We start from the raw sequence: 18,223 nt of genomic DNA, 5'->3' as shown, positions 1-18,223 counted from the left end.
GCGCCCGCTCAGGCGATGACGCCGGGCCCCTGCCTCACCTGTCGTCCTCGCCCTGCTTGTGCCCGTCCCGTGGGCTCACCCCCTGACCGCGCCCCATGCCGGGCCCGGGCTTGGGCCGGTCGAGGCGGCTCGCCTCATCCGTGTCGGCCGCGGCCGTCCGCTCCTTTTCGGGGCGGGTCTCCTTTCCGGACCGCGTGGTGTGCGGCTCGCCCTTCCGGGTGTCGTGTCCCGCGTCGTGTTCCTCGTGCCCCACGTGCGGGGGGATGCCTCCGGCGCCACCCTGCTCGTCCATGGCTGCCTCCTCGTCGTCGGTCGAGTTCTCCTAGGCGGCTGCCCGTCCGCCTTCGGCGGAAACCGGAGGGGACCGGCCGGTGTGTGGAGCCCGGCGGGACGTCGCGGGCTACGCTCCGGAAGATGGAACGCGCAGAGGTGCTCAAACGAGTGATCGGCATCCTCACCGAGGCCCAGGACATCCGCCGGGCGACCGAAGCCGGCCGGGACGACGACGAGGACGGTTCCGCGGAGACGGCCGGGGTGGCCACCCAGCTCCTGAACGAAATGCTGCCGTCGATCAGCGTGCCGGCCGACGCGACCCCGCAGGAGGTGGCGGCCCTGGTCGCCGAGGCGCTCGGCCCGGCCCTGCACACGATGGTCTCCGGCTTCAGTCTGGCGTTCACCAGTCTGGCGATGGCGCACGACGAGGGCCGGACGGACGTCTCCTCGATCGAGGTCCTCCAGGAGCTGGCGCTGGAGGTCGAGAGGGGGGCCTACGACGAGGACGCGTAAGGCCTGGTCAGCTCATCGGGGCCAACGGGACGCGGAGGTGGATGGTCTTCCCGGTGGGCCGGTGGCGGATCTGGACGTCGCGGCCCAGCTGGTTGACCAGTCCCCAGCCCCAGCCCCCACCCCCCTCCTGGAGGTCCGGCGTCCTGCGCCGCGGCTCGGCGCTGCTGTAGTCGGTGACGTCGACGTCGACCCCGTTGGCCGCCAGTTCGAGGTCCAGGACGCAGCCGTCGGCCGTGTGCCGGACGGCGTTGGTGACGAGTTCGCTGACGAGGAGCAGGGTGGTGTCCCTGGTCTCCGGCGGCACGGAACAGCCGCCCCGCCAGGCTTCGTCGAAGAAGTGGCGGGTCAGGTCGCGTGCCGTGGCGGCGGCGCTGGTCCCGTGCAGGTCTCGGTGCTGTCGCACGTGGAAGGTCATCCTCGCTCCCCTGTGCTGCGGCGTCGGCTTCCTGGGCCCGTCCATGCGCCTGCCCTGCCCGCGCGCTCTCATGTCTCCCCGGCCCGCGATCCCGGCCGGACGCGCACGGCACGCCTCCTCCCGGCACCCCTCCGCTCAGCTCGCCGCCGCAGCGAGCTGCTGGGCCCGCAGGGTGTCGATGCCGCAGTGGCGCGCCGCGCTCGCCCGCGCCTGCGCGTCGCGACGGAGCAGCGCGGCCACCGTCGCCCGCTCGGCGCCCGCCGCCGTGACGAACCGCCCGGGGCCGTCGATCAGGGTCAGCAGCCGCGCCGGCTGGCCCTGCCACCGCCAGCTAAGGAAGGCCGCGCCCCGCGCGTTCGCCGCGCGCGCGAAGTCGAGGAGGTGGTGCAGTCCGCTGACGTCCATGAACTCCAGACGGCCCATGTCGCACCGGCCACGTCGACGTCCGCGTCGAGCACGCCGCGTACCCGGTCGAACAGTGCCCCGTCGCGCCGCAACTTACGGCTGGTCGCTGTCCTGGTACCTGCGGTACGCCATGTGACCGCCCAGTGCGCCGCTCGCCGAGACGGCGGTCAGCCCGGCCAGTGACCACAGGCGGCCCTTCAGCCCTTGGCCCCGGAGCCGGGCGACGAGCGAGGCCGTGTAGCAGCCGACCGCGGCCAGGTTCGTCACGGCGTGGAGGACACCGACCCGGGCCTGTCGCGCCGGCAGGTCCGCCCAGTCCACCCAGCCGGTGACCGCCGCCGGAGCGGCGCCGGCGAGGCCGACGGCCGTGAGGACGGTGGCCGCCCGCTGCGCTCCGGGGACCGCGTCCACGATCCCGGCCGAAAGCCAGCAGCCGATCGGTACCTGGACCAGGACGGGATGGGCGGGATGGCCCAGCGGCTCGCCGCGCAGCAGATCGCGGACGCCGCCGAGCGGGAGCGCGTGGATGCCGCGCTGGAGCACGCGGATCACCGGGTCCAGGGCAGTCGTCCCCTCGAGGGCGGCCACGGCGATGAGCCACGACTCCGACGCCTTGTCGAGCGCTGAGGAGTGCCCCGGATCCGTCGACCCGTCGAACGTGCCGAAGGTGTCGTAGGTGTCGAATCCGTCGAAGGTGTGCGTGTTCATGTTCCGCGCCTACCCGGCTTCCCGCCGCGGACCCGCGCGGCGCGCCCTTGTCAGTGCTCGTCGCCGTGGTGCATCTGCTCTTCCTGGCGCTTCCTGAGTTCCTCCGGACTCTTCCCGGGGACCGGCCGGCTGGCTTCGGGGTGAACCGGGTCGGGCCCGGGGTGCGCGGGCACGTGCTCCTCACGCCCCTCGGCGGGCTCACCAGGGGCTTCGGCACGGACGGTGGTACGGGGCTGCCGGTTCTGGTTGCTCATGCCTTGAGCATCGCACGTCCGGCCCGCCGCGTCCCTGAGGGAGCCCGCCGCTTGGCGCCGGGGTTTGCGGGTAGCCGCGAGGGCGTGAGCTATGTGACCCGCGGCAAGGATTACTCGCGCGACAGCCGGTACATCACCACGCGCATCACGGCGGACGGCCGGGACGGCTTCCCCGTCGAGGCGGGCCGCTACCGGCTGGTGGTCAGCCGCGCCTGTCCGTGGGCGAGCCGGGCGGTGATCGTACGCAGGCTCCTGGGGCTGGAGTCGGCGCTCGGCATGGCCGTCGCGGGGCCGGAGCACGACGAGCGCAGCTGGTCCTTCCACCTCGACCCCGGCGGCCGCGATCCCGTCCTCGGCATCGAGCGGCTGCGCGACGCGTACCTCGCCCGCGACCCCGACTACGACCGCGGCATCACGGTGCCCGCGATCGTGGACGTAGCGACGGGGCAGGTGGTGACCAACGACTTCCCGCAGATGACCATCGACCTGTCGCTGGAGTGGAAGGCCCACCACCGGCCCGGGGCGCCCGACCTCTACCCGGCCGCTCTGCGGCCGGAGATCGACGCGGTCAACAGCCTGGTCTACGAGGACGTGAACAACGGTGTCTACCGGGCCGGGTTCGCGGGATCCCAGGAGGCGTACGCCTCGGCCTACGAGCGCCTCTTCGCCCGGCTGGACTGGCTGTCGCACCGGCTGGGGGGATCGCGGTACCTCGTCGGCGACACGATCACCGAGGCCGACGTACGCCTGTTCACCACCCTCGTGCGCTTCGACGCCGTCTACCACGGCCACTTCAAGTGCAACCGGCGCAAGCTGAGCGAGATGCCGGTCCTGTGGGCGTACGCGCGGGACCTGTTCCAGACACCCGGTTTCGGCGACACCGTCGACTTCGACCACATCAAGCGGCACTACTACCTGGTGCACGACGACATCAATCCCACCGGCATCGTGCCGCAGGGCCCGGACCTGTCGGGGTGGCTGGAACCGCACCACCGCGCGGCGTTCGGGGGACGGCCCTTCGGCGACGGCACCCCGCCCGGGCCGGTGGCCCCGGGCGAGGAGGTACCGGCCGGGCACACCGCGTCGGCCTGAGTCGGGGGCGAGGGGATCGAGGGCTGGCCCCCGCGCCCGGACCACCGAACCGCCGCACCGCCGCACCGCCGAATGAGCCCGTCGTGATGCAGTGACGTAGGACTAAACGTCTGTAACGCGTCATTCGGGGCCGACGCGGGAAGGCACACGGGTATGCCTGAAATGATCAGCAGCTTCGCCACCCGTGTCGCCCGGCGGCGCCGCGAGCCCGTGGCCGTCCAGGCCCTGCGCTCCACCGCGGCGGCCGTCGTCAGCTATGTGGTCGCGCTCCGCCTGAGCAGCGAGCCAAATCCGCTGACCGCGCCACTGACCGCCCTGCTCGTCGTCCAGGTGACCCTCTACTCGACCCTGACCACCAGCATCCGGCGGGTGAACTCGGTGGTCGTCGGCGTCCTGATCGCGATCGGCTTCAGCGTGCTGGTGGGTCTGACCTGGTGGAGCCTGGGCCTGCTCATCCTGGCCTCCCTCGTGGTGGGACACCTGGTCCGCGTCGACGAGTTCGTCCCCGAGGTCGCGATCAGCGCCATGCTCGTCCTGGGTGTCACCCAGGTCGCGGACACGGCATGGGACCGGGTCCTGGAGACGCTGATCGGCGCGGCGGTCGGTCTGCTGGTCAACCTACTCCTGGCGCCGCCCCTCTGGGTCGGCCCCGCCGGGGCCGCGATCACCGACCTCGCCGCCCGGATGAGCCGGTTGCTCGACCACCTCGGCGAGGAACCCCTCGGACCGGCCAAGGTCGAACAGGCCGCGGCCCGGCTCCACGAGGCCCGCCGCCTCGACAACGACGTCGCGCAGGTCGATGCCGCCCTGCGGCAGGCCGAGGACAGCCTGCGGCTCAATCCGCGCGTCAAGGAGGGCCTGCTCTTCCGGCTGGTCCTGCGCACGGGACTGGACACCCTGGAGATCTGCGCGGTGGTGCTCCGCGTGGCCTGCCGTACGCTCACCGACCTGGCCAGGGCCCGGCCCGACGGTCCGCTCTTCGGGGCCGACACCGCGGACGCGTTGCAGCAGGTGCTGCGTCACACCGCCGTCGCCGTGGAGAGCTTCGCCCAGCTGATCACCGCGCAGGTCAGCGCGAACGCCGAGGACGCGGAGGCGCTGCTGACCGCGGAGCTGGCGGTGGCCCGGACACACCGCGACCGGCTCGCGCGGCTGCTGCTGACCGACGCCCGCGAGGATCCGGTGCACTGGCAGCTGCACGGCGCGCTGCTCGCCGAGATCGACCGGGTCCTCGACGAACTGGGCGTGGACAAGCGCTCGCAGCGCCTGCTGGAGGAACTGGACCACCACACCCGCACCCGGCGCGCGGGCCGCCTTGAGCGCCTGCGCGGGCGTCTGCGCGGGCGTCTGCGCGGGCGAGGCCGGGACCGTGACCGGGGCCGTGACCGGGACGAGGGCGCGGCGGCGAAGTAGCCTCCGGCCGAGCGATTGGTCCGCGGGAAGCCTGGGCAGGCGCTGACGGCAGGGAGGAGGCCGGCCCCGTACCGGCCGCTGGCTCAGCGAGGACGCGCCGATGAACGCGACGACGATGGCCCGCCGGATCGTGCGCGAGTACGGCGAGACGTACGCGCACGAGGCCGGCATCCGCCCGCGGAACACTCCGGCTCCGCTCTACCAGGTCCTGGTGCTGTGCGTCCTGCTGTCGGCGCCGATCCGTGCGACGACGGCCGTCGCGGCGGCCCGGGAGCTGTTCGCGGCCGGGCTGCGCACCCCGCGCGCGATGGCGGGCTCCGGCTGGCAGGACCGGGTGGACGCGCTCGGGCGCGCGCACTACCGCAGGTACGACGAGAGCACGGCCACCGCGCTGGGCGACGGGGCGCGGCTGCTGCTCGACCGCTGGCACGGTGACCTCCGCGCGCTCCGGGAGGAGGCCGGCGGCGACCGCGCCCGCGTGCGGGAGCTGGTGCAGGAGGTGCCGAGGATCGGCCCCACCGGCGCCGACGTCTTCTGCCGCGAAACCCAGGCGGTCTGGCCGGAGCTGCGCCCCTTCGTCGACGCGCGCGTCCGCGAGGCGGCGTCCGGTGTCGGTCTGCCCCGCACGCCGAAGGCCCTCGCCGGGCTCGTCCCGCCGCACGATTTCACCCGGCTCGCGGACGGCCTGGTACGGGTGAGTCTGAGCCCGGACGCGGCCGACCGTCTGCGCGCCGCATGACCCGGCCGCGATCCGCCGACGCGGCGGGAACGGAGGTGGTGGCGATGAGCGTGAGCACGAGGCCCGGCACGGGCGCCGACCCGGCCGCGGCCGACGGCCGGCAGTACGACGCGAGCCCCTATCTGCCGCCGCGGGGCGGCTTGCCGGTCCTGCGGCGGGCGGCCGCCGGCTGCCGGGGCTGCCCGCTGTTCCAGGACGCGACCCAGACGGTCTTCGGCAGGGGGCCCGCGCCCGCGCGGCTGATGCTGGTGGGCGAGCAGCCGGGCGACCAGGAGGACCGGCAGGGCGAGCCGTTCGTGGGCCCGGCCGGGCAGTTGCTGCGCAGGGCCCTCGACGAGGCGGGCCTCGGGGACGAGGACCCGTACGTGACCAACGCGGTCAAGCACTTCAAGTTCACGATGGCCCCGCGCGGCAAGCGCCGTATCCACAAGGCGCCGAGCCTGCGCGAGATGACGGCCTGCCGGCCGTGGCTCGCGGCGGAACTGCGGCTGGTCGACCCGGAGGTGCTCGTGGTGCTGGGGGGTACGGCGGGCAAGGCGCTGCTCGGCTCCTCGTTCCGCGTGGGTGAGCGCCGGGGCGTCCTGCTGCCGATGCCCGCGCTGGGCGGCGGCGATCAGGACGCGGGGCACGGGCAGTTGCTGGCGACGGTGCATCCGTCGGCCGTCCTGCGGGCGGACCACCGGGAGTCCGCCTTCGCGGGTCTGGTGGCGGACCTGTCCGTGGCCGCCACCGCGCTGGAGTGAACCGGAGCCCTGCCGGGGGTCACCCGCGAAGGGCGCGGCCCTGATGGGGCCGCGCCCACTGGCCAGGTGTTTCGTCCCGTGACGGCGTGACGGAGCGACGCGAGGACGCCCGGTGTGTCCGGTGTGTCCGGTGACGAGGGGTGCCTCAGCTGTTGACGAAGTCGCGCACCTGCCCGTAGACGGCCGGATCGGAACCGATGGCGATGTGACTGAGGCAGGCGGTCTGGGTGTTCTTCGCGCCGCTCAGGGGGACACTGCTGTCCGGGTTGATGATCGTGTCGCAGGGCGACCACCACGTGCCGTAGCGCGGGGTACCCGGGGTCTCGTCGCCGGCGTTCAGCGACGTGAGGAAGGTGGACCCGATGCGCATCTCAAGGCAGGAGGTGTAGGCGCATCCGTTGGCCCAGTCGGTGCCGTGGTTGGGGCCGGCCAGCGAGACCCAGGCGTCGATCTTTCCGCTGCCGCCCAGGTTCTTGGCGTAGTAGCGGCTGGACAGCCCGCCCATGGAGTGGGTGACGATGTCGACCTTGGACGCGCCGGTGGCCGCGAGCAGGCGGTCGACTTCGGCGGCCAGTTGCCGGGCTGTGGTGGCGTTGGACTGTTGCCAGTCGTAGCTCCACTGGTCCAGGTGGGATGACGGCCAGCCGTCGGCTCGGAAGTCGTCGGCCATGGTGTTCCAGTAGGAGCCGGACGAACTGTATCCGTGGACGAAGAGGATGGGGTTGCTGGACGGTCCGAAAGCGGATGTACCGGCGGCGTGAACCGGAGCCGCGGACGTGAGCGCGAGCAGGGAGCTCACGAGGGCGGCGAGCACGTACTTCTTCAAGGCGTACCTCGGGTGATCGGCTCAGTGGGGGGAGGCGCGCGAGGAGGTTACTTCTCAGTAGGCCCGTCTGGTCAATGGTCTTGCAGGAATCGATAGCGGCCTATGACGTGCAGTTTCGCTCCACGCCGTAGCGTTTGTGAGGGCCGTCCGGCCCAACCGCCCCGTGTTCCCGACCGTGCGGCGGCCCGCAGCCTGCGTGAACCCAAGAGGTGGCGTACGGGTGAAACCGCGGCGACCCGGAACGCCGACATCGTGCCCCCGCCACCCGGGCCGACTCCCCGGTGTCACAGTGGACGCGCTCGTTCACGTCATATGGGCGTCGGCCCCCCGCGACCGCGTTCCTCCCGACAGGAGTTCCACCTTGCTCGAACGCAAGCAGCGCAAGAACGGCACCGAGGTCACCTTCGTGCTCCCGGCGGAAACGCCTCCCGGTCCGGTCAGCGTCGTCGGCGACTTCAACGACTGGCAGCCGGGGGTCCACGTCCTGACGGCCCGCAAGGACGGCCAGCGGGCCGTGACCGTCGAGCTGCCCGGGCGCAAGACGCACGCCTTCCGCTACCTCGCGGCCGGTGACTACTGGTTCGACGACGAGCACGCCGACGAGCACGACGGCGTGAACAGCCGCCTCCACACCTGAAACCGGCCGGACCCCGCGTCCTGGCCACCCCGGCCACCACCCGTCCGGGGGCGACACACCGCGTGTGGGCGCTCCCGGCGCGGGTAGGCGCCGTATATGAACGCGCCCCGTCCGTTGGCTGTCGTGACCGGCGCCTCCAGCGGGATCGGCTACGAGCTGGCCCGGGAGGCGGCCGACCACGGCCACGACCTGCTCATCGCCGCCGAAGAGCAGGCGATCCACGCAGCGGCCGCCCGTTTGGACGCGCACGCCCAAGAGGTACGGGCGGTGCGCACGGACCTCGCCACCCGCGCGGGGGTGGAGAGCCTGGTCCGGGAGGTGCGGGCGCTACGGCGGCCCCCGAGCACCGTGATGCTCAATGCCGGGATCGGCCACGGCGGAGCGTTCCTGGAGACCGACCTCGCCGATCTGACCCGCGTGATCGATCTCAACATCAGTTCGACGGTCCACCTGTCGCGGTGCCTGCTGGAGGACCTGACGGCGCAGGGCGCGGGGCGCCTCCTGATCACCTCCTCGGTCGCGGCGCGGATCCCGGGGCCGTACCACGCGGTGTACAACGCCTCCAAGGCCTTCCTGCGGTCCTTCGGCCTGGCCCTGCGCGATGAGCTGCGCGGCACTGGCGTCACGGTCACCGTGCTGATGCCCGGGCCCACGGACACCCGCTTCTTCGTCCGGGCGGGACTGCTCAACACCCGGCTCGGCCGCTCCAGGAAGGACGATCCCGCCCTGGTGGCCCGGCAGGCGTACGAGGCCCTGGCCGACGGCCGCGCGCAGGTGGTGGCGGGCTCGCTGCACACCCGCGCCCAGGAGCTGGCCGGGCACGCCCTGCCCAGCCGCGCGAAGGCGGCCGTGCACCGTCGGCTGGCCGAACCGGGCGGCAGCAGGAGCCATCTCTGAGCGGCTGCCGGCCTCCTCCCCTCCCGCTGCGAGGCGGTCACTACGAGGCGGTGAGGAACTGCGCGGCGCGTTGGCCCCAGGTGCGGATGTCCGCGCGCGTCGCCGATACGTGCAGCCGCGCCCGGGGCAGTGCGTCGGCCAGCGTCCGCGCGGTGGACAGGGGGTGACCGGGGTCGTCCACCCAGGCCAGGATCAGCGCCGACCGGTGAAGGCCCGCGAGCTCGGCGGGCGGCGGCAGGTCGGACTGCGCCAGGCCGCGCAGGACGGCCGGCAGCACGTGCTCCGCGGGCGTGGGCGGGAACTGGGGCACGTCTGCCACCACCGCGGGGGGCGTCTCGCTCCGGCCGGCGAGCCAGGCGTCCAGCCCGTCCCGCTCGATCGTGTCGGCGGAGCGCCGGTTGGCCCGGGCGTACGCCTCGCGCGTCGTCCACGCCGTCGGCGGAATGAGCAGCACCAGCCGGGAGAACCGCTCGGGCTCCCGCAGCGCCGCGTGCAGCACGGTGGCGCACCCCATCGAGGCCCCCATGCCGTCGACGGGCCGGTCGCCACCCAGATGGGTGAGCAGGGCCAGCAGGTCGTCGGCGAGGCAGGGGTAGGTGTAGTCGGCGGGTGAGGGCCCGCCGCTGGAGCCGCCGTGCGCCCGGGCGTCGTAGCGGACCAGTCGTCGGCCCGCGTCCAGGACCGGCGCCCAGTCGAAGAGGCCCATGCGGTCCTCGACGGCCCGGCTGACGAAGCCGCCGTGGGCGTACACGGCCAGCGGACCCGCACCGGCGTCTTCGAAGACCAGGCGAGCCCCGCGATGGACGAGGTGCCCTTCTGTGACGGCGTGTCGTCCAGGGGAATGGGCCGGACCGCTCACCGCACGCTCCGTTCGCCGCGGACGTCCCTCCCGAGGCCTGTGCCCAGCGTGTCACGGCGGGGTCGGCGCCGCATGCCGCCTGGCACATCGCGCAGGGTGGCCGATACTGGACCACGCGGGGCCCCTGCGCACAGCGATCCCCCCGAGGCGGTGGCGACCGGTGTACCCACCTGTTCCGATCGGCGGTGAAGAACCCCGGCACGCCCGCGCGTCCGGCGAGTACGGCGCGCCCGGCGAGTACGGCACCACGGTGTTCCCGCCCGATCGGGCGGGCGAGGACGCGCGCATCGACCTCGGCGCGCTCGCCTACGACGACCTCTCGATCGCCCGGCTGCGCGAGCTCGGCGCGGGGCCCGGATGGAGCTGCCTGGACGTGGGAGCGGGCACGGGCAGCGTGGCCCGCCGGCTGCTCGGGGAGCTCGGCGTCACGAGGGTGCTGGCCGTGGACCGTGACGTCCGCTTCCTCGCCGCCCGTCCGCAGCCCGGACTCGACGTCCTGGAGACGGACGTCGGCGCGCCCGGGTTCGCCCCCGGGCGGTTCCACCTGGTCCACGCCCGTTTCGTGCTGATGCACCTGCCTGCCCGCCGCGAGCTGATCGCGCGCCTCGCCGAACTGCTCGTCCCCGGCGGCACGCTGGTGCTCAGCGACGCGGTCGACCTGACCACCGACCTCGCACCCGTGAGCCCGTACACGCGGGCCGTGCAGGCCATGTGGCAGGGCCTGCACGACACCATCGGCACCGACGTCTCCGGCACGCCGCGCTACCCGCAGGTGCTGCGCGCTCTGGGGCTGACCTCCGTGGCCGCGGAGATTCACGTTCCGCCCCTCGTACCCGGCAGCCCCATCAGCCGTTTCTGGGCGCAGACGTGGAACCGCGCCCGGGAGTCGATGACCGCGACCGGGCTCGTGGACGACGGGGACGTCGACGCGGCGATCCGGTACCTCGACTCTGCCGACTGCGCGGCGCTGTCCCCGGGGATGCTGACGGCCTGGGGCCGTCGGCCCGGTGGGTGAGGCCGGACGGGGTCAGCCGGTGCATCCCGGGACGGCGCCGGCCGGAGCGCAGTTGTCGGGCCGGTGGTCGCGGATGACGTCGCCCTTGAGGGTGAGGACGCCGGACGTCTTGAAGATGCCGCCGCCGTCGGCCGCCCGGTTGTGGGCGATGGTGTTCCCCTCCAGGGTGGTGGTGCCCGCTCCCGAGGGACCCCCGGCGTGGTAGATGCCGCCGCCCTGCGCGGTGCCGCCCCGCGCTGTGACCGTGTTGTGGACGACCTTGTTGCGCTTGGCCGTCAGGGCGCCGCCGTCGGGGTTGTCGAGACCGCCGCCCTGGGCCGTCCCGTTCGGTGCGGCGGCGGCGTTGCCGGTGATCTGGCTGTCCGTCAGGTCGAGGTTGCCGAAGGGGCCGACGCGTACGCCTCCACCGCGCGCGGTGCCGCCCTTGGCGACCGCCCGGTTGCGGCTGATCTCCACCTTCCTCACGGTCATCAGGGCGTTGTTCGCGATGCCCCCGCCCTGGGCGAAGCCGCGCGGAGCGTCGGAGACGTTGTCCGCGATGGTGCCGCCGGTCACCGTCAGCCTGCCGGGCCGCGGAATGCTGTTGGAGACGGCGCCCCGTGCGAAGCCGCCCGGGGCGAAGGACCGGTTCTTGCTGATGACCGTGTCCTTGACGGTGGTCGCGGCGAAGCTGATGATGCCGGCCCCGAAGGCGAAGCTCTTCGTGTTCTCCGTCACCGTCGCGGTGTTTCCCGTGAGCCGCGAGCGGGTCACCGTCAGCGGACCGTCGTTGGCGATGGCGGCGCCCGCGGCTCCGCCGCCGGTCTCGCTGCCGCTGTAGACGACGTGGTTCCCGGTGATCTCGGTGTCGCTCACCTTGCCGGTGCCGGGGTTGTCGAGGGCGCCGCCCTGGGCGAAGACCTGCGACGCGGCGGTGTTGCCGGTGAACTTGCTGCGGCTCACCGTCATCTTTCCGGCGTTGGAGATGCCGCCGCCGCAGGCCAGCCCCCGCAGGTCGGGAAAGGCGGGGCAGTCCGTCGCGAAACCGCCGCTGATCGTCGTGCGGGTGAGCGTGAGGTTGCCCGTCGGGCCGACGAACAGGATCCGGAACTTCGCCGCCGCGCTCTCGCCCCCGTCCCGCCTGATGGTGGCCCCGCGCCCCTCGATCCTGATCTCACTGGAGATCACGGGCAGCCCGTTGCCGGGGTGCAGCGGGTCGGGCGCCGTCAGTGCGTACGTACAGGAGCGCGCCAGCCGGAGCGTGTCGGGGCCCGGTGAACGGTTCGCGGTGTTGATCGCCGCGACGAGATCCGGGACGGAGCAGCGCACCTGCACCGTGGTGGCGTGGGCGGCCGGGGCGGGGACGGCCACGACTGCGCCCGCCACCAGGCCGAGGACGGCCGGGACATGCCGACGAGACATCGAAGGACTCCTCTGTCAGGGGTACGGCCGGCCGGCAGGGGATGCGGCCCACCGCGCCCAGCCGACCACGCGCGGGGGCCGTCGGCTCTCGCGCCCGCTGCGTACGCGCGGGCGGACAGCCCGGACGGAGCACCGGGACGCGCGAACGGACGAAGGGGACCGCCGGATAATGGCACCGACCCCGGGTGCCGCCGTGCGCGTGCACGGCCCTGGCCCGGCCGACCGGAGAGACGAAGGATCGATGACACTCGAAGAAGGCCAGCGGGTGAAGCTGGCGGCGGACCTCAGACTGGACGGGTCGCTCGCTCCGGCTTGGGACGGCGGGACGGACGGCCGTACGGACGGCGGGGCGGCGGCTGACGCCGTGCCCGGGTCCCCGCCCCTGTCCCTGTCCCTGGCCTCGGGCACCGAGGGCACCGTCGAGCGGGTGAACGCGCCGTATCAGCAGCAGAGCCAGGAGGTCCGCGAGTACGTACGGCTCAAGTCGCTCCTGGACGACTTCGGCCACCAGATGCCGCCAGGCACCCGCAAGCAGCTCGCGGAGCAGGTCCTCGCGCTGGAGCCCGCATGGGTCGCCTACCAGGGTCGAAGGCTGCGCGTGACGGTCCGCGTGCGTCTCGACAACGGCTTCGTCCTCGACGACGCACCGGAGGGTCTCCTCGCCCCGGCCTGACCGCCGGAGCTCGGCTCTCAGCGCAAAGTGCCGTTCCGGTGGACCTTCTGACGGGGTGACGACCACACTGAGCGGGAATGGGCCCGTCCCGCAGCGGCCGTGCGCCCTGCGGGGCGTTCCCGCGTACCCGAGCCGCCTGGAGCGAGCGTGACGTTACCCCACCACCCTGCCGCCGGTGCCTTCGACGCGGTCCCGCCCCTGGACGGAGAACTGTGCCGGGACGAGGCCGCTCTCGACGCGGCGTCCACCGACTTCGGCGGCCTCGTCCACCGGCGGCCCGCGGCGGTCCTCAAGCCCGGGTCGGCCGAGGACGTCGCCGCGATGGTCCGCTACTGCCGCGAGCGCGGCCTGCACGTGGCCGCGCGGGGCCAGGGGCACTCCACCCACGGGCAGGCCCAGGTGCCCTCCGGGCTGGTCATCGACCTCAGCACCCTGAACTCCATCGAGATCCGCGACGACACCGCGGTCGTCCAGAGCGGCGCGGTGTGGAGCGCCCTGGTCCGGGCCACCCTGGCCGTGGGCCTCACCCCGCCCGTCTTCACCGACTACCTGGAGCTGTCCATAGGCGGGACGCTGTCGGCCGGAGGCCTCGGCGGGCAGATCGGCCGCTACGGGACCCAGGCCGACAACGTGCTCGAACTCCAGGTCGTCACCGGCGAGGGCGAGCTGACGACCTGTTCACCCACCGTGCGCCCCGACCTGTTCCGGGCGGTCCTCGGCGGTCTGGGGCAGTGCGGGCTCATCACCCGCGCCACGATCCCCCTGGTCCGGGCGCCCCGCTCCGTACGGCTCTACACGCTGACCTGCCCGAGCGTCGAGGCGCTCACCGCGCAGCAGGCCGAGCTGATCGGCGAGGGACGCTTCGACTACCTCGTCGGCCAGGTCCAGTCGCCTTCCGGCGAAGGCTGGACCTACGTGATCGAGGCCGCCGCCTACGACGCGACGCGCGCCGACGACGCCCGGCTCACCGGCGATCTGGAACACCTCGCGGTCCAGGCCCAGGACCTGCCCTACTTCGAGTTCCTCGACCGGATCGCCCCGCTGGTGGAGACGCTGAAGTCCATCGGCGAGTGGCAGCGGCCCCACCCCTGGTACGACAGCCTGCTCCCCGCATCCTCGGTCGACGCCGTCGTCACCACGACGCTCGCGAGCCTCAAGTCCCGGTCCCTCGGGGCGAGTGCGGTCATCCTGCTGTACCCCGTCCTCACCGAGAAGTGCGCGACCCCGCTTCCGGTCATGCCGGACGAGGAACTCGCCTATCTCTTCTCCCTCCTCAAGACGGCTTCGCCCGGGGCGGACTCCCCCGAGGAGATGGTCGCCGCGAACCGCACGCAGTACGACGCCACGGTCCACGCCGGTGGCCACTGGTACCCGATCGGGTCCGTGCCCCTCACCCGGGCCGACTGGGTGCGTCACTTCGGCGGTTTCTGGGGCGAGTTCATGGCCGCCCGGCGCCGTTACGACCCCGACGGCATCCTCACGCCGGGGCAGCGCATCTTCTGACGGGCGCGGACCTCAGGTGTGCAGGCGGCTGTTGGGGCCGTCCCGGTCACCGGCGCTCTCGTCGTTGAACCAGTAGTCCCCGGCGGCCAGGTAGCGGAAGGAGTGGGTGCTCTCACTCGGCAGCTCGACCGTGACGGCGCGCTTGCCGTCCTTGCGGGACCTCAGGGTGTGGACGCCGGGCTGCCAGTCGTTGAAGTCACCCACCACGCTGACCGGACCGGGCGGGGTGTCGGCGGGAAGGATGAAGGTGACCTCGGTCCGGTCCTTGCGCAGGGTGCGTTCCAGCATGGGCGGGCTCCTGACGGTTGCAGCGGATGGGTACGCCCCCCATCGTCGGGGGCGCGCCCGCCGACCGCACCCCGAGCCGCTCCCCGCGGTGGGCTCCGCGGCGGCCCCCGGCCGATCACGCAAATGATGCGGGGCATCACGGAGGGTGTCAGCGTGGTGAGGGAGGAAAACCTCCCCACCACCCCAGAGGAGTCGGCATGCAGGAGAAGCACCAGGAACCGGGCAAGGGCCGCGAGGAGCAGGAGCGGATGCACCGCCCGGGCCAGGACCCCGCTGCGCCCACGCGGGGCAAGGAGGGCGCGCGCGGCAAGAGTCCCGAGGAGCTCAGGCAGCGCCGGGAGGACGAGAAGCGGCGCGAGGGCGGCGGCGAGGAGCAGGCGCTCGACGACGAGCTCTGACCGGCGCGGAACCCGCCGTTCACACGGCGGGTTCCGGCCTGCAGGGCCGCCGTGTGAAGGGCCCGGGAGCGGGTAGACGCACCGCGCAGCCCGGAGCGTGCCCCCGCGCACGCCGCACACTCGTGAGGACCTGCCATGGACGGCCCCGAGCTCTCCGCACAGGAGCGCACCATCCTCAACGGCATCGAGGGCGACCTGCGGGCCGACGCACGGCTCGACCGCAGGCTGCGCACCATGCAGCGTGGACTCAGACCGTGGACGGGGTCCCGCGGCAGCGCCCGCGCCCACCGTTTGGGCCTGTGCACGTCGCTCCTCGCCCTCGTCTGCGCGGTGCTCTTCGTACGAGCTGCGGCGACGGCCTCAGCGGCCGCGCTGTGGCTCTTCGCCGCTCTGTGGGTGCCCACCGCGACCGGGCTGATCCTGATGGCGTGCCGTCGGGGCCGCAGCGGGCCGAGGTAGGGCCGCGGCCCGCCCCCTCAGTGCGTCCTCCAGTGGAACTTCCCCCCGCCGACCCAGCGGACCTCGCCCGGGTCGTCCAGGTCGTGGATCGTGATGCCGGATGCGGCCGCGGCCAGGATGACGTCCGTCATGGACGTCGCCGTGCTGACGACGTCACCGTCGATTTCCACGATGCGAAACGGCGGGTCGCCGGGTTGCACGCCGAGTACCGTGACCCGCGCCGCGGAGATGTATGGACTCGCGCTTTCCGTCATGGCGACCCGCCTCCATTTCATGGCCAGGGTGTCACGAACGCGGGACTTTGGCTTCTTGCCATGCGGGGGTGTTCTGCGTGTTCCCGTAGCGGTGTGGTCCTCGGTGCGCGACCATACGGACGCCGGGCGCGGTCCCCATGCCCGAAGCGGAAAGCGGAAAGCGGACAGCGGACAGCGGACAGCGGACAGCGCCGAGAGCAAACAGCCGGCAGATGGAATTGCCACGACGGATTGCCACGACAGGAAGAGGGACGGACGTGTCCGGCAGCGAAAGCGAGAACCCAGTCATTCCCGCCCCGGCCCCCGCGCCGGCGCGCCCCAAGACGAACCGGGACTGGTGGCCCAACCAGCTGGACCTCCAGGTCCTCCACCAGCACTCGCCCCGCTCCAACCCGATGGGTGAGGACTTCGACTACGCGCAAGAGTTCGCGACGCTCGACGTCGACGCGCTCAAGCAGGACGTCTTCGAGGTCATGACCAGGTCGCAGGACTGGTGGCCCGCCGACTACGGCCACTACGGGCCGCTGTTCATCCGGATGAGCTGGCACGCCGCGGGAACGTACCGGATCGCCGACGGGCGCGGCGGTGGCGGCTCCGGCGCTCAGCGTTTCGCTCCCCTCAACAGCTGGCCGGACAATGCGAGCCTCGACAAGGCGCGCCGTTTGCTGTGGCCGGTCAAGCAGAAGTACGGCCGGAAGATCTCATGGGCCGACCTTCTCGTCTTCGCCGGCAACTGCGCCCTTGAGTCGATGGGATTCAAGACGTTCGGGTTCGGATTCGGGCGGGAGGACATCTGGGAGCCCGAGGAAATCTTCTGGGGCCCCGAGGACACATGGCTCGGAGATGAACGCTACAGCGGCGACAGGGAACTCACCGGTCCTTTCGGAGCCGTGCAGATGGGGCTCATTTACGTCAATCCGCAAGGTCCGAACGGAAACCCGGATCCCCTCGCCGCCGCCAGGGACATTCGCGAGACGTTCGCCCGCATGGCGATGAACGACGAGGAGACCGTCGCACTCATCGTCGGCGGCCACACCTTCGGCAAGTGCCACGGCGCGGTCGGGCCCGAGTACATCGGGCCGGAACCCGAGGCCTGCCCGGTCGAGCAGCAGGGGCTCGGCTGGATGAACTCGTACGGCAGCGGCAAGGGTCCCGACGCCCTCACCAGTGGGCTGGAGGGCGCGTGGACCTCGCAGCCCGTCAAGTGGGACAACGGGTACCTGGACAACCTGTTCCGGTACGACTGGACGCTGACGACGAGCCCGGCCGGCGCGCACCAGTGGACCCCCACGGACCCCTCGGCCCGGGACACGGTGCCCGACGCGCACGATCCCTCGAAGCGGCACGCTCCGATGATGCTGACCACGGACCTGGCGCTGAAGCTGGATCCCGTCTACGGGCCGATCTCGAAGAGCTACCACGAGAACCCGGACAGGCTCGCGGAGGCGTTCGCCAAGGCGTGGTACAAGCTGTTGCACCGTGACATGGGACCCCTCTCGCGCTACCTGGGTCCGTGGATCCCCGAGCCGCAGCTGTGGCAGGACCCCGTCCCGGCGGTCGATCACGAACTGGTCGGGGACGCGGAGATCGCGGACCTCAAGGACCGGATCCAGGGCTCGGGGCTGTCCGTCTCGCAGCTGGCCGCGACCGCGTGGGCGGCGGCGGCGAGCTTCCGCGGCACGGACAAGCGGGGCGGCGCCAACGGGGCGCGGATCCGGCTCGCGCCGCAGAAGGACTGGGAGGTCAACGCCTCTCCCGAGGTGGCCGAGGTGGTCCAGACCCTCGACCGGATCCGGGAGGAATTCAACGGCTCCCGGAGCGACGGCGTGCGGGTTTCGCTCGCCGATCTCATCGTCCTGGGCGGCTGCGGGGCGGTCGAGCAGGCGGCGCGCGACGCGGGGCACACCGTCACGGTCCCGTTCGCGCCGGGGCGCACGGACGCGTCGCAGGAGCAGACCGACGTGGAGTCGTTCGCCGTACTCGAACCGCGGGCGGACGGGTTCCGCAACTACCTCCGGTCCGGGGAGAAGCTGTCCCCCGAGACGCTCATGCTCGACCGAGCCAACCTGCTGACGCTGACGGCGCCCGAGATGACGGTGCTGACCGGCGGCATGCGGGCCCTGAACACCAACGTCGGGCGGACCCCGCACGGCGTGTTCACCGACCGGCCGGAGACCTTGACCAACGACTTCTTCGTGAACCTGCTCGACATGGGCACGGAGTGGAAGGCGTCCGCCTCGGCCGAGAACGTGTTCGAAGGCCGGGACCGGGCCACGGGCCAGGTGAAGTGGACGGCCACCGCCGTCGACCTCGTCTTCGGTTCGGACTCCCAGCTGCGGGCCGTCGCGGAGGTCTACGGGTCCGCGGACGCGGGAGAGAAGTTCGTACGCGATTTCGTGGCGGCGTGGAGCAAGGTGATGGACCTCGACCGGTTCGACCTCGCCTGAGCCCAGGGTCC

Annotated in this window: 23 protein-coding genes; 13 read left to right on the top strand and 10 right to left on the bottom strand. The window is 72.6% G+C overall.

The genetic code is table 11. The features are described 5' to 3' along the window. Positions 1 to 34: 34 nt before the first annotated feature. Entirely contained in the window at positions 35 to 292 is a 258-nt protein-coding gene (locus ACF059_RS14045) for a hypothetical protein (RefSeq protein WP_392055959.1), read from the bottom strand. Between the two features lie 122 nt (positions 293 to 414). On the opposite strand from ACF059_RS14045, the gene ACF059_RS14040 reads away from it, so the two are divergent. Further along, positions 415 to 786, top strand: coding sequence for a hypothetical protein (locus ACF059_RS14040; RefSeq protein WP_392055956.1), 372 nt, complete (start codon positions 415 to 417; stop codon positions 784 to 786). A gap of 7 nt (positions 787 to 793) precedes the next feature. Here the strand turns inward: ACF059_RS14040 and ACF059_RS14035 are convergent, their stop codons facing one another. The 4 genes from ACF059_RS14035 to ACF059_RS14020 form a co-directional block, all read right to left on the bottom strand. Further along, on the bottom strand, positions 794 to 1,189 hold the full coding sequence (locus ACF059_RS14035; protein WP_392055954.1) for an ATP-binding protein: 396 nt from the start codon (positions 1,187 to 1,189) through the stop codon (positions 794 to 796). A 147-nt stretch (positions 1,190 to 1,336) separates the two neighbouring features. Next, on the bottom strand, positions 1,337 to 1,624 hold the full coding sequence (locus ACF059_RS14030) for a hypothetical protein (protein WP_392055951.1): 288 nt from the start codon (positions 1,622 to 1,624) through the stop codon (positions 1,337 to 1,339). 75 nt (positions 1,625 to 1,699) lie between these two features. Further along, positions 1,700 to 2,314 (bottom strand): DUF2231 domain-containing protein, encoded by a 615-nt coding sequence (locus ACF059_RS14025; protein WP_392055948.1) that lies wholly within the window; start codon positions 2,312 to 2,314, stop codon positions 1,700 to 1,702. Between the two features lie 50 nt (positions 2,315 to 2,364). Then, positions 2,365 to 2,568: a hypothetical protein gene (locus ACF059_RS14020; protein WP_392055946.1), complete on the bottom strand. Its 204-nt coding sequence runs from the start codon at positions 2,566 to 2,568 to the stop codon at positions 2,365 to 2,367. An 84-nt stretch (positions 2,569 to 2,652) separates the two neighbouring features. Between ACF059_RS14020 and ACF059_RS14015 the strand changes: the two genes are divergently transcribed. The 4 genes from ACF059_RS14015 (at position 2,653) to ACF059_RS14000 (ending at position 6,555) form a co-directional block, all read left to right on the top strand. Continuing rightward, positions 2,653 to 3,660 (top strand): glutathione S-transferase family protein, encoded by a 1,008-nt coding sequence (locus ACF059_RS14015; protein ID WP_392055943.1) that lies wholly within the window; start codon positions 2,653 to 2,655, stop codon positions 3,658 to 3,660. A gap of 153 nt (positions 3,661 to 3,813) precedes the next feature. Next, positions 3,814 to 5,073, top strand: a complete 1,260-nt coding sequence (locus ACF059_RS14010) for an aromatic acid exporter family protein (protein ID WP_392055941.1) — start codon at positions 3,814 to 3,816, stop codon at positions 5,071 to 5,073. A 100-nt stretch (positions 5,074 to 5,173) separates the two neighbouring features. Further along, on the top strand, positions 5,174 to 5,812 hold the full coding sequence (locus tag ACF059_RS14005; RefSeq protein WP_392055939.1) for an endonuclease: 639 nt from the start codon (positions 5,174 to 5,176) through the stop codon (positions 5,810 to 5,812). Between the two features lie 44 nt (positions 5,813 to 5,856). Beyond that, positions 5,857 to 6,555: a UdgX family uracil-DNA binding protein gene (locus tag ACF059_RS14000; RefSeq protein ID WP_392055936.1), complete on the top strand. Its 699-nt coding sequence runs from the start codon at positions 5,857 to 5,859 to the stop codon at positions 6,553 to 6,555. A gap of 145 nt (positions 6,556 to 6,700) precedes the next feature. Here ACF059_RS14000 and ACF059_RS13995 read toward each other — a convergent pair whose 3' ends face one another. Then, positions 6,701 to 7,381: an esterase/lipase family protein gene (locus tag ACF059_RS13995; protein ID WP_392055934.1), complete on the bottom strand. Its 681-nt coding sequence runs from the start codon at positions 7,379 to 7,381 to the stop codon at positions 6,701 to 6,703. Positions 7,382 to 7,742: 361 nt separating this feature from the next. On the opposite strand from ACF059_RS13995, the gene ACF059_RS13990 reads away from it, so the two are divergent. After that, on the top strand, positions 7,743 to 8,018 hold the full coding sequence (locus tag ACF059_RS13990; RefSeq protein ID WP_366864629.1) for an isoamylase early set domain-containing protein: 276 nt from the start codon (positions 7,743 to 7,745) through the stop codon (positions 8,016 to 8,018). A 96-nt stretch (positions 8,019 to 8,114) separates the two neighbouring features. Continuing rightward, positions 8,115 to 8,915, top strand: a complete 801-nt coding sequence (locus ACF059_RS13985; RefSeq protein WP_392055931.1) for an SDR family NAD(P)-dependent oxidoreductase — start codon at positions 8,115 to 8,117, stop codon at positions 8,913 to 8,915. Between the two features lie 40 nt (positions 8,916 to 8,955). Here the strand turns inward: ACF059_RS13985 and ACF059_RS13980 are convergent, their stop codons facing one another. Further along, positions 8,956 to 9,666 carry an alpha/beta fold hydrolase gene (locus ACF059_RS13980; RefSeq protein WP_392055929.1) on the bottom strand — a complete coding sequence of 237 codons (711 nt, stop codon included), beginning with the start codon at positions 9,664 to 9,666 and terminating at the stop codon, positions 8,956 to 8,958. Positions 9,667 to 9,952: 286 nt separating this feature from the next. Between ACF059_RS13980 and ACF059_RS13975 the strand changes: the two genes are divergently transcribed. After that, on the top strand, positions 9,953 to 10,789 hold the full coding sequence (locus tag ACF059_RS13975) for a class I SAM-dependent methyltransferase (protein ID WP_392056696.1): 837 nt from the start codon (positions 9,953 to 9,955) through the stop codon (positions 10,787 to 10,789). A 12-nt stretch (positions 10,790 to 10,801) separates the two neighbouring features. Here ACF059_RS13975 and ACF059_RS13970 read toward each other — a convergent pair whose 3' ends face one another. After that, positions 10,802 to 12,190 (bottom strand): hypothetical protein, encoded by a 1,389-nt coding sequence (locus ACF059_RS13970; protein ID WP_392055926.1) that lies wholly within the window; start codon positions 12,188 to 12,190, stop codon positions 10,802 to 10,804. A gap of 241 nt (positions 12,191 to 12,431) precedes the next feature. Here ACF059_RS13970 and ACF059_RS13965 point away from each other — a divergent pair, with 241 nt between their 5' ends. Further along, positions 12,432 to 12,863 carry a hypothetical protein gene (locus tag ACF059_RS13965; RefSeq protein WP_392055924.1) on the top strand — a complete coding sequence of 144 codons (432 nt, stop codon included), beginning with the start codon at positions 12,432 to 12,434 and terminating at the stop codon, positions 12,861 to 12,863. Between the two features lie 147 nt (positions 12,864 to 13,010). Next, complete coding sequence (locus ACF059_RS13960) at positions 13,011 to 14,366, top strand: FAD-binding protein (protein WP_392055921.1); 1,356 nt, start codon at positions 13,011 to 13,013, stop codon at positions 14,364 to 14,366. Between the two features lie 12 nt (positions 14,367 to 14,378). Here ACF059_RS13960 and ACF059_RS13955 read toward each other — a convergent pair whose 3' ends face one another. Further along, positions 14,379 to 14,654 carry an isoamylase early set domain-containing protein gene (locus ACF059_RS13955; protein ID WP_360903638.1) on the bottom strand — a complete coding sequence of 92 codons (276 nt, stop codon included), beginning with the start codon at positions 14,652 to 14,654 and terminating at the stop codon, positions 14,379 to 14,381. A 197-nt stretch (positions 14,655 to 14,851) separates the two neighbouring features. Between ACF059_RS13955 and ACF059_RS13950 the strand changes: the two genes are divergently transcribed. Both ACF059_RS13950 and ACF059_RS13945 read left to right on the top strand, forming a co-directional pair. Further along, on the top strand, positions 14,852 to 15,052 hold the full coding sequence (locus ACF059_RS13950) for a hypothetical protein (RefSeq protein ID WP_392055918.1): 201 nt from the start codon (positions 14,852 to 14,854) through the stop codon (positions 15,050 to 15,052). Positions 15,053 to 15,187: 135 nt separating this feature from the next. Then, positions 15,188 to 15,511: a DUF3040 domain-containing protein gene (locus ACF059_RS13945; RefSeq protein ID WP_392055915.1), complete on the top strand. Its 324-nt coding sequence runs from the start codon at positions 15,188 to 15,190 to the stop codon at positions 15,509 to 15,511. 17 nt (positions 15,512 to 15,528) lie between these two features. Here ACF059_RS13945 and ACF059_RS13940 read toward each other — a convergent pair whose 3' ends face one another. Continuing rightward, positions 15,529 to 15,765: a hypothetical protein gene (locus ACF059_RS13940; RefSeq protein WP_392055912.1), complete on the bottom strand. Its 237-nt coding sequence runs from the start codon at positions 15,763 to 15,765 to the stop codon at positions 15,529 to 15,531. A gap of 257 nt (positions 15,766 to 16,022) precedes the next feature. Between ACF059_RS13940 and katG the strand changes: the two genes are divergently transcribed. Beyond that, positions 16,023 to 18,212 (top strand): catalase/peroxidase HPI, encoded by a 2,190-nt coding sequence (gene katG, locus ACF059_RS13935; RefSeq protein WP_392055909.1) that lies wholly within the window; start codon positions 16,023 to 16,025, stop codon positions 18,210 to 18,212. The last annotated feature ends 11 nt before the right edge of the window (positions 18,213 to 18,223 follow it).

The organism is Streptomyces sp. NPDC016562 (genome assembly GCF_043076955.1).
Lineage (GTDB): Bacteria > Actinomycetota > Actinomycetes > Streptomycetales > Streptomycetaceae > Streptomyces.
Note: the sequence above shows the minus strand (reverse complement) of the source record. Positions and strands in the feature narration are given on the sequence as shown.

Coding starts and splice junctions, on each gene's coding strand:
- ACF059_RS14045 (WP_392055959.1), bottom strand. CDS start 292: ATGGACGAGCAGGGTGGCGCCGGAGGCATCCCCCCGCACGTGGGGCAC.
- ACF059_RS14040 (WP_392055956.1), top strand. CDS start 415: ATGGAACGCGCAGAGGTGCTCAAACGAGTGATCGGCATCCTCACCGAG.
- ACF059_RS14030 (WP_392055951.1), bottom strand. CDS start 1,624: ATGGGCCGTCTGGAGTTCATGGACGTCAGCGGACTGCACCACCTCCTC.
- ACF059_RS14025 (WP_392055948.1), bottom strand. CDS start 2,314: ATGAACACGCACACCTTCGACGGATTCGACACCTACGACACCTTCGGC.
- ACF059_RS14020 (WP_392055946.1), bottom strand. CDS start 2,568: ATGAGCAACCAGAACCGGCAGCCCCGTACCACCGTCCGTGCCGAAGCC.
- ACF059_RS14010 (WP_392055941.1), top strand. CDS start 3,814: ATGCCTGAAATGATCAGCAGCTTCGCCACCCGTGTCGCCCGGCGGCGC.
- ACF059_RS14005 (WP_392055939.1), top strand. CDS start 5,174: ATGAACGCGACGACGATGGCCCGCCGGATCGTGCGCGAGTACGGCGAG.
- ACF059_RS14000 (WP_392055936.1), top strand. CDS start 5,857: ATGAGCGTGAGCACGAGGCCCGGCACGGGCGCCGACCCGGCCGCGGCC.
- ACF059_RS13985 (WP_392055931.1), top strand. CDS start 8,115: ATGAACGCGCCCCGTCCGTTGGCTGTCGTGACCGGCGCCTCCAGCGGG.
- ACF059_RS13970 (WP_392055926.1), bottom strand. CDS start 12,190: ATGTCTCGTCGGCATGTCCCGGCCGTCCTCGGCCTGGTGGCGGGCGCA.
- ACF059_RS13965 (WP_392055924.1), top strand. CDS start 12,432: ATGACACTCGAAGAAGGCCAGCGGGTGAAGCTGGCGGCGGACCTCAGA.
- ACF059_RS13955 (WP_360903638.1), bottom strand. CDS start 14,654: ATGCTGGAACGCACCCTGCGCAAGGACCGGACCGAGGTCACCTTCATC.
- ACF059_RS13950 (WP_392055918.1), top strand. CDS start 14,852: ATGCAGGAGAAGCACCAGGAACCGGGCAAGGGCCGCGAGGAGCAGGAG.
- ACF059_RS13945 (WP_392055915.1), top strand. CDS start 15,188: ATGGACGGCCCCGAGCTCTCCGCACAGGAGCGCACCATCCTCAACGGC.
- ACF059_RS13940 (WP_392055912.1), bottom strand. CDS start 15,765: ATGACGGAAAGCGCGAGTCCATACATCTCCGCGGCGCGGGTCACGGTA.